The organism is Streptomyces sp. NPDC111606 (assembly GCF_055656945.1).
In genome coordinates, this window is sequence record NZ_JBVKBY010000003.1 from 785,901 (window position 1) to 799,583 (window position 13,683).

Sequence of the window (13,683 nt, forward strand, 5' to 3'; positions counted from 1 at the left end):
GCGCCGGATCGTCGTACCGACAGGCGACGACGCTCTCGTCCCGCCGCCCTTCCGTGACTACGGCACCACCGTCACCGGCCACCGCCCCGCCTTGACCAACCGCACCGCGACGGAACCGACGATCCGGTGCCCGGCCTGTTCCGACGCGCCGACCACCACGGCGTCCGCCTTCAGGTCGTCGGCCGCCTTCACCAGACCGTTGTAGGGGTCGCCGGGAAAGGTGTGGAACTCCCAGCGGACGTCGAATATCCCCTTCACCCGCTCGGTCGCGTCCCTGATCTGGGCGATCAGGTCCTCGGCGATCTCGTCGGTGGTCTCCGCGACCGGCGCCCCGAGGGCCGCGCCGGCCGACATCACCGGCTGCACATACACGACGGCGAGCAGCGCGCGCTGCCGTCGGGCCAGGCCACCGGCGTACGCCGCCGCGCGGAGCGAGGAGTCGGAGCCGTCCACCCCGACCACGATGACCTTGGGCCCGTCAGTGCCCCGCTCGAACTGGTGCGAGTGCTGTTCCGTCACGGCACGGAGGCTATCGGAAGCCCCTGGTCCCGCCGTCGGGCAGGCCGCTCGACGGGCGAGGAGGCCGCGGGCTTCCTAGAGTCGGAGCATGAGTGCCACCGTGGAGGTCACCCGCGAGAAGGGTGCCACGGGCCCGATACGGTCGCCCCGGAACGGCTTCCTGCACAGGGTGCCGGAGGGATTCGCGATCTTCTTCGGCGCCCTGGGACTGCTCTGCGCCCTACTGGCCGTCATCCCGCCGCTGCGCACCGCGCTGCGCCCGGTCGTCCGCGGCCTCGACCAGATCATCGTCCCCGTCAGCGCCAACCTCGCCTACGTGGTCTTCCTCTTCCTGCTCGCCGCCGCGACAGCGGCCCGCAAGAAGATCGCCTGGTGGCTGGTGGTCGTCTACCTCGGGCTGCTGGTCCTCAGCGACCTGCTCGGCACGGTGTTCGGCGACTACGCCGACTCCGTCCCGTCCCTGATCGTCTGCGCCCTCGCCCTGGGCCTGCTGATCGTCGCCCGCAAGGAGTTCTACGCCGCCTCCCGCCGCGCCGCCGTACGCCGGGCCCTCGGCGTCCTGGTCGTCGGGCTGGCCATCGGGATCCTCATCGGCTGGGGGCTGGTCGAGCTGTTCCCCGGCACGCTGCCGCAGAGCCAGCGGCTGGCGTGGGCCGCCGACCGGGTCTGCGGCGGCCTCGTCTCCGGCGCCTCCTACGACGGACGCCCGCCCCGCCCGCTGTTCTTCGTGCTCGGCCTGTTCGGCGCGCTGGCCCTGCTGAACGCCGCCGCGACCCTGTTCCGCTCGCAGCGCATGGAGGCCGCCCTGCACGACGACGAGGAGGCCCGCATCCGCGCCCTCCTCAAGGCCTACGGCGGTCAGGACTCCCTCGGCTACTTCGCCACCCGGCGCGACAAGGCCGTCGTCTTCTCGCCCAGCGGCAAGGCCGCCGTCACCTATCGCGTCGAGGCCGGCGTGTGCCTCGCCAGCGGAGACCCGGTCGGCGACCGGGAGGCCTGGCCGCGCGCCATCGCCGTATGGCTGGACGTGGCCCGCCGGCACGCCTGGGCACCCGCGGCGATGGGCGCCTCCGAGGACGGCGCCAAGGCCTACGCGCGCGCCGGGCTCGGCGCCCTCCAACTCGGCGACGAGGCGATCCTGCAGGTGTCGGACTTCGACCTCGACGGCCGTGACATGCGGGTCACCCGGCAGGCCGTCCACCGGGTCCGCCGCACCGGCGCCCACTGCCGGATCCGCCGCCACTCCACCCTCAGCGAGGCGGAGATGGAGGAGCTGATCGCCAAGGCCGACGCCTGGCGCGACACGGAGACCGAACGCGGCTTCTCCATGGCCCTGGACCGCCTCGGCGACCCGGCCGACGGCGACTGTCTCTTCCTGGAGGCCCTCGGCGAGGACGGCCAGCTGCTCGCGCTGCTCTCCTTCGTGCCCTGGGGCAGGGACGGCATCTCCCTGGACCTGATGCGCCGGGACCGCGGCGCCCCCAACGGCGTCATGGAGTTCATGGTCGCCGACCTGTGCGCGGCGGCGCCGAAGATGGGCATCCGCAGGATCTCGCTGAACTTCGCCGTGTTCCGCTCCGTCTTCGAGGAGGGCGCCCGCATCGGCGCCGGACCCGTGCTGCGGCTGTGGCGCCGACTGCTGCTGTTCTTCTCCAAGTGGTGGCAGCTGGAGGCCCTGTACCGCTCCAACGCCAAATACCAGCCGCAGTGGTTCCCGCGCTTCATCTGCTATGGCGAAGCCGCCTCCCTCGCCCGCATCGGCACCGCGTCCGCCATCGCCGAGGGCTTCGTCTCCGTACCGTCGCTGCACCAACTCCGCAGAAAGGGGCACCCGCGAGGGGGACCGCGGCCCGCGACCACCGAAGGACTGCCCTCGCTGGCGGCGCTCGGCCTCGACGGAGGGGACGAGGCCGGGGCGGCCGGGCCGGATGCGGACCTGCCCGAGCAGGTCCGCATCCGGCACCACACCCTCGACCGGCTGCGCGCCGACGGCGTCGACCCCTACCCGGTCGGCATCCCCGTCCGCACCCACGCCCTGGCCCAGGTCCACAAGGGCGAGCAGGTCACCGTCGCCGGCCGGATCATGCTGGTACGCGACTTCGGCGGCATCGTCTTCGTCGTGCTGCGCGACTGGTCCGGCGACCACCAGCTCGCCCTCACCCGCAAGGACTCCGGCGCCGCCCTCGACCGCTTCACCGCCGACACCGACATCGGCGACCTCATCAGCGCCACCGGCCCGGCCGGCGTCAGTGACAAGGGCGAACCGACCGTCTTCGTCACCTCCTGGCAGCTCATCGGCAAGTGCCTGCGCCCGCTGCCCGACAAACGCCGCGGCCTTGCCGACCCCGAGGCCAAGGTCCGCATGCGCTACCTCGACCTGGTCTCCAGCCCCGCCGCCCGCGACGTGGTCCGGGCCCGCTCCACCGCCATCCAGGCGGTGCGCCAGGGCCTGCTGCAGCGCGGCTTCCTGGAGGTCGAGACGCCGGTGCTGCAGCAGATCCACGGCGGCGCCAACGCCCGCCCCTTCACCACCCACATCAACGCCTACGACCTCGACCTCTATCTGCGCATCGCCCCCGAGCTCTACCTCAAGCGGCTGTGCGTCGGCGGTGTCGAGAAGGTCTTCGAGATGGGCCGCACCTTCCGCAACGAGGGCGTCGACTACAAGCACAACCCCGAGTTCACGATCCTGGAGGCCTACCAGGCCTACGCCGACTACGACGTGATGCTCGACCTCGTCCGCGAGCTGATCCAGGGCGCCGCCACCGCAGCCTTCGGCTCGCCGGTCGCCCGCAAGGACGGCACGGAGTACGACATCTCGGGGCAGTGGCCGATCAAGACGGTGTACGGCGCGATCTCCGAGGCGCTGGGGGAGGAGATCGACCCCGACACGGAACTGCTCCGGCTGCACCGGTACTGCGACCGCGTGGGCGTGCCGTACACCGCCGACGACGGCCACGGCGACGTCGTCCTGGAGATGTACGAGCGGCTCGTCGAGGAGAAGACCCAGCTGCCGACCTTCTACAAGGACTTCCCGACGGACGTCTCCCCGCTCACCCGGCAGCACCGCACCGACCCGCGTCTCGCCGAGCGCTGGGACCTCGTCGCCTTCGGCACCGAACTCGGCACGGCCTACTCCGAACTCACCGACCCCGTCGAACAGCGCCGCCGTCTCACCGCCCAGTCCCTGCTCGCCGCCGGGGGAGACCCCGAGGCGATGGAACTCGACGAGGACTTCCTCGACGCCCTCGAATACGCCATGCCGCCCACCGGGGGCCTCGGCATCGGCGTGGACCGACTGGTCATGTTCCTCACCGGCCTGACGATCCGTGAGACCTTGCCGTTCCCCCTGGTCCGCCGCCGCTGACGGCGCCCCGCGGGCCTGAGGGCTGCGCCGGGCGGGTGTTTTCGTACGGCCGTACCGGTGTCGCACTGGTGCGTCGGTCCCTCATCGGGCGACTGATGAGTCATGACGAAGGATCAGGTGCCCCCACGTCTGCTCACGCGGCGCCGCGCGCTGCTGGCCGGTGCCGCCGCCGTCGGAGCCGCCGGCTCGGCCGGACTGTTCGCGACGGTCGCGGGCGACGCCGACAAGCCGGTCCGGGCCGCTGCCCCAGCCGCGGGCGCCCAGGCGCGCTCCGCGCTCAAGCCCTCGAGCTACCGTCTCCAGCCCCTGACGGGGTACGGCCCGCCCAGGGCGGCACCCCGCCGGACCCTCATCCGGCGCGAGCCCCTGCTGCGCGTGTCCGAACGCGGCCGCACCATGGTGCTGACCTTCGACGACGGACCCGACCCCCGCTACACGCCGCACATCCTGGACACCCTGCGCGAGTACGACGTCCGCGCGATGTTCTTCGTGTGCGGCGAGATGGTCGCCGCGAACGGCGATCTCCTGGCGCGGATGGCCGACGAGGGCCATGTCGTCGGCAACCACACCTGGTCCCACCCACTGCTCACCCGGCTCGGCCGCGGCCGGATCCGCGAGGAGATGGAGCGCACCAGCGACGTCATCGAGGAGACGTACGGCGAGCGCCCCGTCTGGTTCCGTGCCCCCTACGGCGCCTGGAACCGCACCGCCTTCCGGCTCGGCGCCGAACTGGGCATGGACCCGCTGGCCTGGACCGTCGACACCCTCGACTGGACCGCCCCCGGCACCCGCACGATCATCGACCGGGTCGAGAACGGCGCCGCCCCCGGCGTCGTGGTGCTCTCGCACGACGCCGGGGGCGACCGCTCCCAGAGCGTCCGGGCCCTGCGCGCCTATCTGCCGCAGCTGCTGGACTCCGGGTATTTCGTCACCGTCCCGGAACGGCACTACGCCTGACGGCTTTCGCCCGCCCGGCGAGGACGCTCAGCGCACCTCGACCAGGCTGGCGAAAGCGACCACGTTCCCGTCATAGCCGTTCTGCTGGGAGAAACCGCCACCGCAGGTGATGACCCGCAATTCGGCACTTCCCTTCGAGGCGTAGACCCGGTCGCCGGGAAAGTTGTTCTTCTCGAACACCTCGATGCCGTAGATCTCGAAAACAACCGTCTTTCCGTCCTTGCGGACGATCTCGACGCGATTTCCCTTCTGCAGGCCCCCGAGTCCGTAGAACACGGCGGGGCCCTGAGCGTTGTCGACATGGCCGACGACCACCGCGGTGCCCTTCTCGCCCGGAGACACCGAACCGGTGAACCAGCCCGCCAGGTTGGGGTCCTCCGCCGGTGGCGCGCCGACCCAGCCGTCCACGTCCAGCCCGACCGGGATCATCGGCGCGTCGACCTGGATACCGGGAATCCTGACGCGGTCCGGCAGGGCGTACGGCAGCGACTGCGCCGCCCCGGCGAAGAGACCCCCGGGCACCCGGGTGTCCGGGGCGGCCGCCGAGGCGGGCTGTGGCGGCCCCTCGTCGAACTCCCCCGAGCCGTTGCGCACGAGCGCGAGGCCGGTCAGCAGAACCAGCGCTATCACACCCCAAGGAGCACGCCTCTTCCGTCGCTCCTCCTCTTCGGCCAGTTCGGCCAGCTCGGACGCAGACATTCCACTACCCCTCTCGACGCGGCCGTCGCCCCGTCATTCGCGCATATGTGAACGCTAAGTCCCGCGTGCCAATGCGGCGACGGGGCAGATACGAACGGGTGGCCCCGCTCCCTTTCGGTGCGCCATCCGAGTTGCCGCCCCCAGGAAAATTCTGACGGTGCGTGACCTGCGGCAATTCAACTTGTGGGGTTATCCGTCGGCGTGTCCTCTCACCAGGACGGACCATCGCCGAAATGCGGCCGGGGGCACGGCATCTGAGGGTCTTTCTGGGAGGCGCTTTCTCGCCGATCGACCGGGGACGGTTCCCGGGGCGTCTTCCGCGGAGGATCACATGCGTACCACTCGTGCCATGGCGGCCGCTGCCACCGCGGTAGCCGCTCTCAGCCTTGCCGCCCCCGCGGCCGTCGCGCGGGACGGCATGCCCGTCGGACCGAGCAACATCGTCGTCCACCCCAGCGTCATCGCCCGCGGCGGGCAGATCACCATCACGGTCGACAACTGCCCGCGAGGCGGCACCGCGACCTCGGACGCCTTCCGGCCCACCCACCTGAGCACGGTGCGGGGGAGCAACACCGCCAGGGGCACGGCCACGGTCAACAGGAACGCGCGGCCGGGTGCCCACAGCGTCACGGTCACCTGCGACTCCAGGACGCTGACCAACCCCACCGCCTTCACCGTCATCGGCGGCGTCCAGGGCGGCATCGGCGGCAGCAGCTCCACCGGGGCGACGCCGACCGACATGGCCATCGGAGGCGGACTCATCACCGTGGCCGTCGTCGGAGGTGGCGTGTTCTGGATGCGGCGCCGCGCGGAGAAGCGGATCTGACCCGGCGGGCCCGTCGGAGCGGGATCGCACGCCCACAGGCCTTCGCCCCGGAACCCTTGTGGGGATCCGGGGCGAAGGCCTGCCTGTGCCGGTTGCGGGGTTCGAGGTCTTGGCCTGTGCGGGTTGCGGGCTTCGGGCGAAGGCCTCTGCGGGTGCGGGACTCGTGACCATGGTCTTGGCGGGTCGTGGGATTGAGGCGTCGGCCTGTGCGGGTTGCGGGGCTTGGGGCGTTGGCCCGTGCGGGTTGCGGGTTGCGGGTTGCGGGTCGCGGGTGGCGGTCGCGAGTTGGGGCTCCGGCCTGCGGAGGTTGGGGGTTGGGGGCGCCGGCCTGTGGTGGTTGCGGGGTTCGGGGCAAGCCCTGCGGGACTGGGATTCAGGGCGAAAGCCTCTGCAGACTGCGGGATTCGGGCGAAGGTCCGACATCCGGCGGTGGTGACAAAGGCCAGGCATCCGGCCGTGGTGTCAGGCGCCGTCCTCGTCCGAGTGGCGTCGGGAGAGGTGGTACGCCGTTCCGAGTGCGGCCGTGATGAGCGCAGCGCCCAGGGCGACCTCCTTGAGGTCCAGATCGGCGAACGTGCCGCCCCCGCCCGCGTGCACGCCCTTCTGCGGGTGATCCGGCCGCACCGGTTCGGGCCGGCCGCCCGCGATGGTGAGGTCGACGGTCTGCCAGAACGTGCCGCAGTAGAAGGACACCTCGTACACGGCACCTGGCCTGGCGTCCCGGTCGACCGTGACCCTGGCCGTCGTCCGCCCCCGGGGAATGGTGGTCGTGTCGAAGACCGCCGACGCCACGGTCACGCTCTGCTCGCAGCCGGTCGCGTGCAGCCTGACCTCTCCGCCGGGCGCGACGGTGGTGGGCACGACCCTGGCCCAGAAACCGGAGTTGTCGCCGCTCGCGTGGGCGGCGGGGACGGTCATGGTGAGGGCGCCGAGGCCCAGCAGGGCGGCCGAAGCGACACGTATCGCGCGCATGGTGGGTCCTCCCGGTTCCCCGAGGAGCAGCTGCGGAGCTTCTTCCGCTCGTGCCGGAATGCACCTCGATGAGCGAAACGCTAGGAAAGGAGCCCGCACCTGCGCGATCGCTGTCGTGCGAATGGGGCAACCCTGTGGGCCGCTCGGGGGACGTTCATTCCCGCGACCGGGGGACCTGTACGGCGTGGCGGCGCCTCGCCCCGTGCCGCTCCCACCGCTCCGCAGCCCGCCGTCCCCCGGCGCACCGTCAGGTGAGGAGCTGTCAGTCCTTGGCCTGTGGGAAGAGTTCGAGGAACGGTTCCGCGGAGGCCGTGACGCCACGGCTGTACGGCGCGTCGAAGTCCCAGATGAGGAACAGCAGGAAGGCGATCAGCGCGGAGAACAGCCCGGCCAGGACCAGTTCGCGGGGTGTGCGCCGGATCTGCAGCGCGAAGATCATCCCGATGGTGACGACGCCGCCGGCGATCAGCCCGAACCACACCACGCCCGGCATGGTCTCCCCGGTCGAGTTCGCGCGGGCGTTGCGCGCCTGGTCGGCGGCGGTCACCTGGTCCAGGAGCGGCTGGTAGGCCTGCGCCTCGAAGTCCGTCCCGGGCTCGTAGTCGGTGACGTCCTCGCGGACGCGCTGCAGGAGTTCGGTGCCGCGCTCGGTCATCCGGCCGTCGTCGGCCATCGTCTTCCACTCGGTGGTCACGACGTGTCCGACATAGGCGTTGACATCCTCCCGAATGCGGTCGCGGACGTCGGTCGGATAGATCCGCACCCGCTCCGAGATCTCGTGCAGCGCCACGGCCTCCGCCTGGACGTGATCCTGGGCGGCGCTACGGCCCTCCCACACGCCCGCGATGGCCAGGCCCAGGACGATGGCGTACACCACACCGATCCACATCGTCATGTACTCGATGACGTCCGGAGTCTCGGAGGGATCCTCGTCGTCCGGCGCCGTGCGGTGCCGGACGAAGGTGATGATGACCACCACGGAGCAGGCGGCCAGCATCGCGAGGGTGAGAACAAGCCATTCCGGCAAGGGAAGCCTCCAGGATCAGCGCGGACGCAGTGCGGCGACGGCGACGATCGCCGGTGCCGCGATGAGCAGGACGAAGATGAGCGGCGACGGGGCGCTGTGCGCCGGCCGCCGGTGCTGGGTGGCCCGGTAGGTCGGGTAGTGCACCGGCGCGACGGACGGACTCGGGGTGGGCTCGGCCGACGGCTTCGGTGCGGGCGCCGGGGCCGGTGGCGGCGGCGTGGGCGTGGGGGTCGGCCGCGGACGGGGCGGCGCCGGCTGAGGAGCCGGGGGCGCCGGTGGAGGTGGGGGCGGTGGTGCCGGCGGCTCGGGCTTCGGGGTGGGCGTGGGCTTCGGCGGTGGCGTGGGGGCGGGGTCCGGAGAGGGCGACGGCGTGGGCGTCGGGGTGGGAGTCGGTGTCGGCGTCGGTGACGGGCACTGCGGGGGAGTGGGCCAGGTGAGGCTCCCGGCGACCGCCACCGCCTGCGCGCCGTCGGGGCCGGTGTCGGCGTACGCACAGGCGGTGGCCCCGGCCACGCCGGCCGGCGCCGACACCAGCAGCCAGGTCAGCGTCAGCACCGTCAACGCCCGTGTGGTGAGCGTGGATTGGATCGGTTCGAGTCCATGCACGACGAAGATCCTGAGCCCCGCGCGCGGGGCGACAGGCCTGAGAGTGAGAGGAATGCCCCGAACGGGCGACGGATGCCCCACGAAAGGTTTGATCAGCGGACGGAGGCGTAACCGCCGGGGCGCACGCCTGTGCGACGAGAGGCGGTGTTCACAGCTTCCGGAAAGAAATTTGTGCGCCGGTTGAACACGAGAGTGGCTTTCGTGCGTACCTCTTGTCGTGCGGCGGCGCAGCAGGGCGCTGCAACACCCTTGTGATTATGGGGAGTTGAAGATGAAGACCTCGTGGCGGAGCGCCTCGCTCGTGGTGAGCGCCGTGGCAGTGCTGGCGCTGACGACGGCATGTGGGCAGGAAACGGCCCCGCCGGCGAGCAGCCAGAACGTCGGCGCCACGGCCGCGGCCGGTGATTACGGAACCGCCGGTACCGGCCTTGGGAACGGCACCGGATACGACTCGGGCGCGGCGGGCCAGGAGAGCGCCGCCACCAAGCCGTCCTCCGCCGGTGAGCTGGCCGTTTCCACCAATCAGGAACTCGGCAAGGTGCTGACCGACAGCTCCGGCCTGACCCTTTACCGCTTTGACAAGGACACCGCCGAGCCGCCCAAGTCGAGCTGTGACGGCGACTGCGCCAAGAAGTGGCCGCCGGTCCCCGCGGACGACGCCACGGCCGGCGCCGGCATCGACAAGGCGCTGCTCGGCTCGGTCACCCGGACCGACGGCACCAAGCAGCTGACGGTCGACGGCTGGCCGGCGTACCGCTTCGCGAAGGACACCAAGGCCGGTGACGTCAACGGCCAGGCCGTCGGTGGCACTTGGTACGCGCTCGCGCCCGACGGCAAGAAGGCGCAGGGCGGTGCGGGTGCCGAGGCCGGCGACCTGCCCGGTCTGTCCACCCGCGAGGACTCCAAGCTCGGCGAGATCGTCATCGACAAGAACGGCCACACGGTCTACCGCTTCATGAAGGACTCGCCCTGGCCGATGAAGACGGCGTGCACCGGCGAGTGCCTGGAGAAGTGGCCGGTCATCGCGCCGGTCGACGCCGAGGACACCGAGGGCATCGATCTGAAGGGGTCCGGTCCCAGGGGTCAGGGCTACGTGGTCTTCGACCGGCCCGACGGCATCAAGCAGCAGACCATCGACTGCATACCGATCTACACCTTCGCCGGTGACAAGAAGCCCGGCGACACCAACGGTCAGGGCGTCGGCGGCACTTGGTTCGCCATTCGCCCGGACGGCAAGCCGGTCGGCGCGTCGGAGCAGTAAAAAGATCACACCTCCCCAGGGTTGATCGCCTCACCCAGTCGAGTTCCGACCGCGGAAGGGAGGGAGAGACAGCGAGAGTGCCGGACGAACGGACGGCGCGCGCGACCCACCGGTCCGCCCCCTGATGCTCCATGCATGGGGGGCGGACCGGTTTGCCGTCATTCACCCTGATTCTTCGGACTCTTTCGCCATGGTTCGGAACTCTGTGGAATGCTTCGGATGCTTTCGTAGCGGGTGAGTGGGGCATCAATACGGCACGTGCCACAGGCAGTGACCGGGAACGGATGGTCAATTTCCGTTTCCGCTCGCTCCTTTGGCGGGCGATCAGTAGCCTCAGCTCGAACACCGGATCGCCTACGCCTTGGAGAGATAGATGGAGCGTCCCGCCTGGGCCCCTCGGAGCATCGACATCTCGGTGCCCAGTGTCTCGCGAATCTACGACTACTACCTGGGCGGTTCGCACAACTTCGAGGTCGACCGGGAAGCCGCCCGCAAGGCCATGGAGTTCATGCCGGGGCTCCCCAAGATCATGCAGGCCAACCGGGCGTTCATGCGCCGCGCGGTGCGCTTCGCGGTCGACGAGGGCATCACCCAGTTCCTGGACATCGGCTCCGGCATCCCGACGTTCGGCAACGTCCACGAGGTGGCCCAGTCCGCGGTCCCCGGCGCCCGCGTGGTGTACGTCGACCACGACCCGGTCGCCGTCGCGCACAGCCAGGCGGTCCTCGAGGGCAACGACGACGCGGACGTCGTCGCCGCGGACCTGCTCAAGCCGCAGGAGATCCTGGGCAGTTCCGAGGTCGAGCGCCTCATCGACCTGAACCGGCCGGTGGCGCTGCTGCTCGTTGCCATACTGCACTTCGTGGAGGACGAGGACGACCCGTACGCCGTGGTGGCCGAGCTGCGCGACGCGCTCCCGCCCGGCAGCATGCTGGTGCTCACGCATGCCTCGTACGAGGGAATCCCGCTGCCCGAGGAGCGGGCCAAGGGCACGGTGGACGTGTACAAGGACATTCGCAACCCGCTGATCATGCGCTCGCGCGAGGCCATCGCGCGGTTCTTCGAGGGGTACGACATGGTGGAACCCGGACTGGTGCCGATGCCGCTCTGGCGGCCGGACACCGCACCGGACGACGAGGATCCGTATGCCTTCTCCGGCTTCGCCGGCGTGGGACGTACGGCGTGAGCGCGGGGCCGGACGGGCCGGAGGACAGACTGCGCCGGTTCGCGACGATCTGGAGCCGGGCGGTCTTCCCGGTGACCTCGACGTCGTCGACCCGGCCGGAGTTCGAGGAGCAACTGCTGCCGCTTGCCCGGCGGTTGAGTGAGGCGCTCAGGTCCAGGACCTTCGAGGCCGACGAGGGCAGGGCGGTCGGCGCCGCGCTCGTATCCGCGCACTGCACCGACCCCGAGGCGCTGAGTCGCTCGCTGGACTGCGTCGACGCCTACCTCGTGCTGTACTGCGGCACCGACGGCGACCAGGAGGGCCAGCGGGCCCGCTCGTCCCGGCTCCAGCACGCCATGGCCGCCGGGTTCGCCCAGGCGCTGCGCGAGCGGACGCTGGCCGAGCAGGAGGCGATCTCCGCGGCCGCCCTCAAGGCGCAGGGCGTGGTGGCGCAGGCCCTGCACGCCACCGAGGCCCGCTTCCGCGCGGTCTTCGAGGGCGCCGCCATAGGAATCGGCATCGCCGACCTGGACGGCAACGTCCTGCAGGTCAATGGCGCGCTGCTACGGATGTTCGGCCTCTCCGAGCAGTCCATGCAGGGCCGCAAGGTCATGGAGTGGACCCACCCCGAGGACGCGCCGCAGACCTGGAAGCTCTACGAAGAGCTCGTCCGCGGCGAGCGCGAGCACTACCACGTCGAGAAGGCGTTCTACCGCCCTGACGGAACGGTCCTGTGGACCAACCTCACGGTCTCCCTGCTGCGTGACGCCGACGGCGAACCGCAGTACCAGCTGGCCCTGATGGAGGACACCACCGAGCGCCGGCTGCTCAATCTGCGGCTGCGCTACGAGGCCACCCACGACGCGCTCACCGGACTGCCCAACCGCACCTTCTTCTTCGAGCGTCTGGAGAAGGCACTGGGCGCCGGGGAAGGCCAGCGGTTCGGCCTGTGCTACCTCGACCTGGACGGCTTCAAGACCGTCAACGACAGCCTCGGCCACGCCGCCGGCGACCGGCTGCTCGTCGAGGTCGCCGACCGGCTGCAGTCCTGCGCCACCGCGCCCGGCGAGATGGTCGCCCGGCTCGGCGGCGACGAGTTCGTGGCGCTGACCACCGGCCCCGACACCGAGCGCGAGGTCGACGAGCTCGCCGCCCGGATCATGAACGTGCTGGTCGCGCCGATCAGCGTCGACGGCCGTGAGTTGACCGTGCGCGGCAGCATCGGCATCGTCGAGGGCCCGGCCGGGGAGCGCAGCCCGGCGGAGGTGCTGCGCAGCGCCGACATCACCATGTACCGGGCCAAGTCGGCGGGCGGCAACCGCTTCGAGCTCGCCGACGAGGAGGCCGATGCCCGCGCCATCACCCGGCACGGGCTGACCACGGCGCTGCCGACGGCCCTGGACCGGGGCGAGTTCTTCATCGAGTACCAGCCGCTGGTCCACCTCGGCGACGGCAGTGTGCGCGGCGCCGAGGCCCTGGTGCGCTGGCTGCATCCGCAGCACGGCGTCCTCGGCCCGGACCGGTTCATCCCGCTCGCCGAGCACACCGGGCTCATCGTTCCGCTCGGCCGCTGGGTCCTGGAGCAGTCGGTGCGCCAGGCACGCGAGTGGCGGGAACGCCACGTCGACGCGGGCCCGCTTCGCATCAACGTGAACCTCTCGCCCTGCCAGCTCACCCATCCCGGCCTGGTGCAGGACACGGTGGACATCCTGGAGCGCGCGGGGGTGGCCCCCGACGCCCTCTGCCTGGAAGTCACCGAGTCGGCCCTCATCGGCGCCGACGACGACCTGCTCAAGCCCCTGCGCCGGCTGGCCGAGATGGGCGTCGACATCGCCCTGGACGACTTCGGCACCGGCTACTCCAACCTGGCCAACCTGCGCCGGCTCCCGGTGAGCATCCTCAAGCTGGACCGCTCCTTCACCCAGAGCATGCAGCAGTTCCCGGCCGACCCCGTCGACCTCAAGATCGTCGAGGGCATCGTCTCCCTGGCCCACAGCCTGAGCCTGGCCGTGACCGTGGAGGGCGTGGAGACCGGCGCCCAGGCCGAACAACTACGGATACTCGGCTGCGACACGGCCCAGGGCTGGTACTACGCCCGCCCGGGCCCACCGGACCGCCTCCACGAACTGGCCCTGGTGGACGCCACGGCTTGAGGCGGCGGGGCCGGCGCGGGTTGGGCGGGCTGCGAGCCGTGTCCCGGCGCCGGCCCGCTCAGCGGCCTCGTGCGGGCCGCTGCTGTCGGTCGGGTCGGGCGACGCCCCCCGTCGGCCACGTCGGACGGGCG

11 protein-coding genes are annotated in these 13,683 nt (G+C 71.1%); 6 read left to right on the forward strand and 5 right to left on the reverse strand.

Annotation, left to right across the window (positions count from 1 at the left end; all coding sequences use genetic code 11):
* Nucleotides 1-57: 57 nt before the first annotated feature.
* On the reverse strand, nt 58-519 hold the full coding sequence (locus ACZ7M7_RS15220) for a universal stress protein (RefSeq protein WP_383599830.1): 462 nt from the start codon (nt 517-519) through the stop codon (nt 58-60).
* 88 nt (nt 520-607) lie between these two features.
* On the opposite strand from ACZ7M7_RS15220, the gene lysX reads away from it, so the two are divergent.
* Complete coding sequence (lysX, locus tag ACZ7M7_RS15225; RefSeq protein WP_472116529.1) at nt 608-3,886, forward strand: bifunctional lysylphosphatidylglycerol synthetase/lysine--tRNA ligase LysX; 3,279 nt, start codon at nt 608-610, stop codon at nt 3,884-3,886.
* A gap of 102 nt (nt 3,887-3,988) precedes the next feature.
* Nucleotides 3,989-4,843, forward strand: coding sequence for a polysaccharide deacetylase family protein (locus tag ACZ7M7_RS15230; protein ID WP_472116532.1), 855 nt, complete (start codon nt 3,989-3,991; stop codon nt 4,841-4,843).
* A 27-nt stretch (nt 4,844-4,870) separates the two neighbouring features.
* On the opposite strand, the gene ACZ7M7_RS15235 is transcribed toward ACZ7M7_RS15230, so the two are convergent.
* A complete protein-coding gene (locus tag ACZ7M7_RS15235) occupies nt 4,871-5,542 on the reverse strand; it encodes a class F sortase (protein WP_383599820.1) in 672 nt (223 codons plus the stop codon).
* A 331-nt stretch (nt 5,543-5,873) separates the two neighbouring features.
* Here ACZ7M7_RS15235 and ACZ7M7_RS15240 point away from each other — a divergent pair, with 331 nt between their 5' ends.
* Nucleotides 5,874-6,368, forward strand: coding sequence for a hypothetical protein (locus ACZ7M7_RS15240; protein WP_472116535.1), 495 nt, complete (start codon nt 5,874-5,876; stop codon nt 6,366-6,368).
* Nucleotides 6,369-6,830: 462 nt separating this feature from the next.
* Here the strand turns inward: ACZ7M7_RS15240 and ACZ7M7_RS15245 are convergent, their stop codons facing one another.
* The 3 genes from ACZ7M7_RS15245 to ACZ7M7_RS15255 form a co-directional block, all read right to left on the reverse strand.
* Nucleotides 6,831-7,340, reverse strand: a complete 510-nt coding sequence (locus ACZ7M7_RS15245) for a hypothetical protein (protein WP_472116538.1) — start codon at nt 7,338-7,340, stop codon at nt 6,831-6,833.
* 262 nt (nt 7,341-7,602) lie between these two features.
* On the reverse strand, nt 7,603-8,367 hold the full coding sequence (locus tag ACZ7M7_RS15250; RefSeq protein WP_427844209.1) for a bestrophin-like domain: 765 nt from the start codon (nt 8,365-8,367) through the stop codon (nt 7,603-7,605).
* A 15-nt stretch (nt 8,368-8,382) separates the two neighbouring features.
* Complete coding sequence (locus tag ACZ7M7_RS15255; protein WP_472116541.1) at nt 8,383-8,973, reverse strand: hypothetical protein; 591 nt, start codon at nt 8,971-8,973, stop codon at nt 8,383-8,385.
* A 271-nt stretch (nt 8,974-9,244) separates the two neighbouring features.
* On the opposite strand from ACZ7M7_RS15255, the gene ACZ7M7_RS15260 reads away from it, so the two are divergent.
* The 3 genes from ACZ7M7_RS15260 (at nt 9,245) to ACZ7M7_RS15270 (ending at nt 13,552) form a co-directional block, all read left to right on the forward strand.
* Entirely contained in the window at nt 9,245-10,234 is a 990-nt protein-coding gene (locus tag ACZ7M7_RS15260; protein ID WP_383621608.1) for an SCO0930 family lipoprotein, read from the forward strand.
* Between the two features lie 373 nt (nt 10,235-10,607).
* Nucleotides 10,608-11,420 (forward strand): SAM-dependent methyltransferase, encoded by an 813-nt coding sequence (locus ACZ7M7_RS15265; RefSeq protein ID WP_383599802.1) that lies wholly within the window; start codon nt 10,608-10,610, stop codon nt 11,418-11,420.
* Complete coding sequence (locus tag ACZ7M7_RS15270; RefSeq protein WP_472116545.1) at nt 11,417-13,552, forward strand: putative bifunctional diguanylate cyclase/phosphodiesterase; 2,136 nt, start codon at nt 11,417-11,419, stop codon at nt 13,550-13,552. The genes ACZ7M7_RS15265 and ACZ7M7_RS15270 overlap by 4 nt, the downstream gene beginning before the upstream one ends.
* Nucleotides 13,553-13,683: the final 131 nt, after the last annotated feature.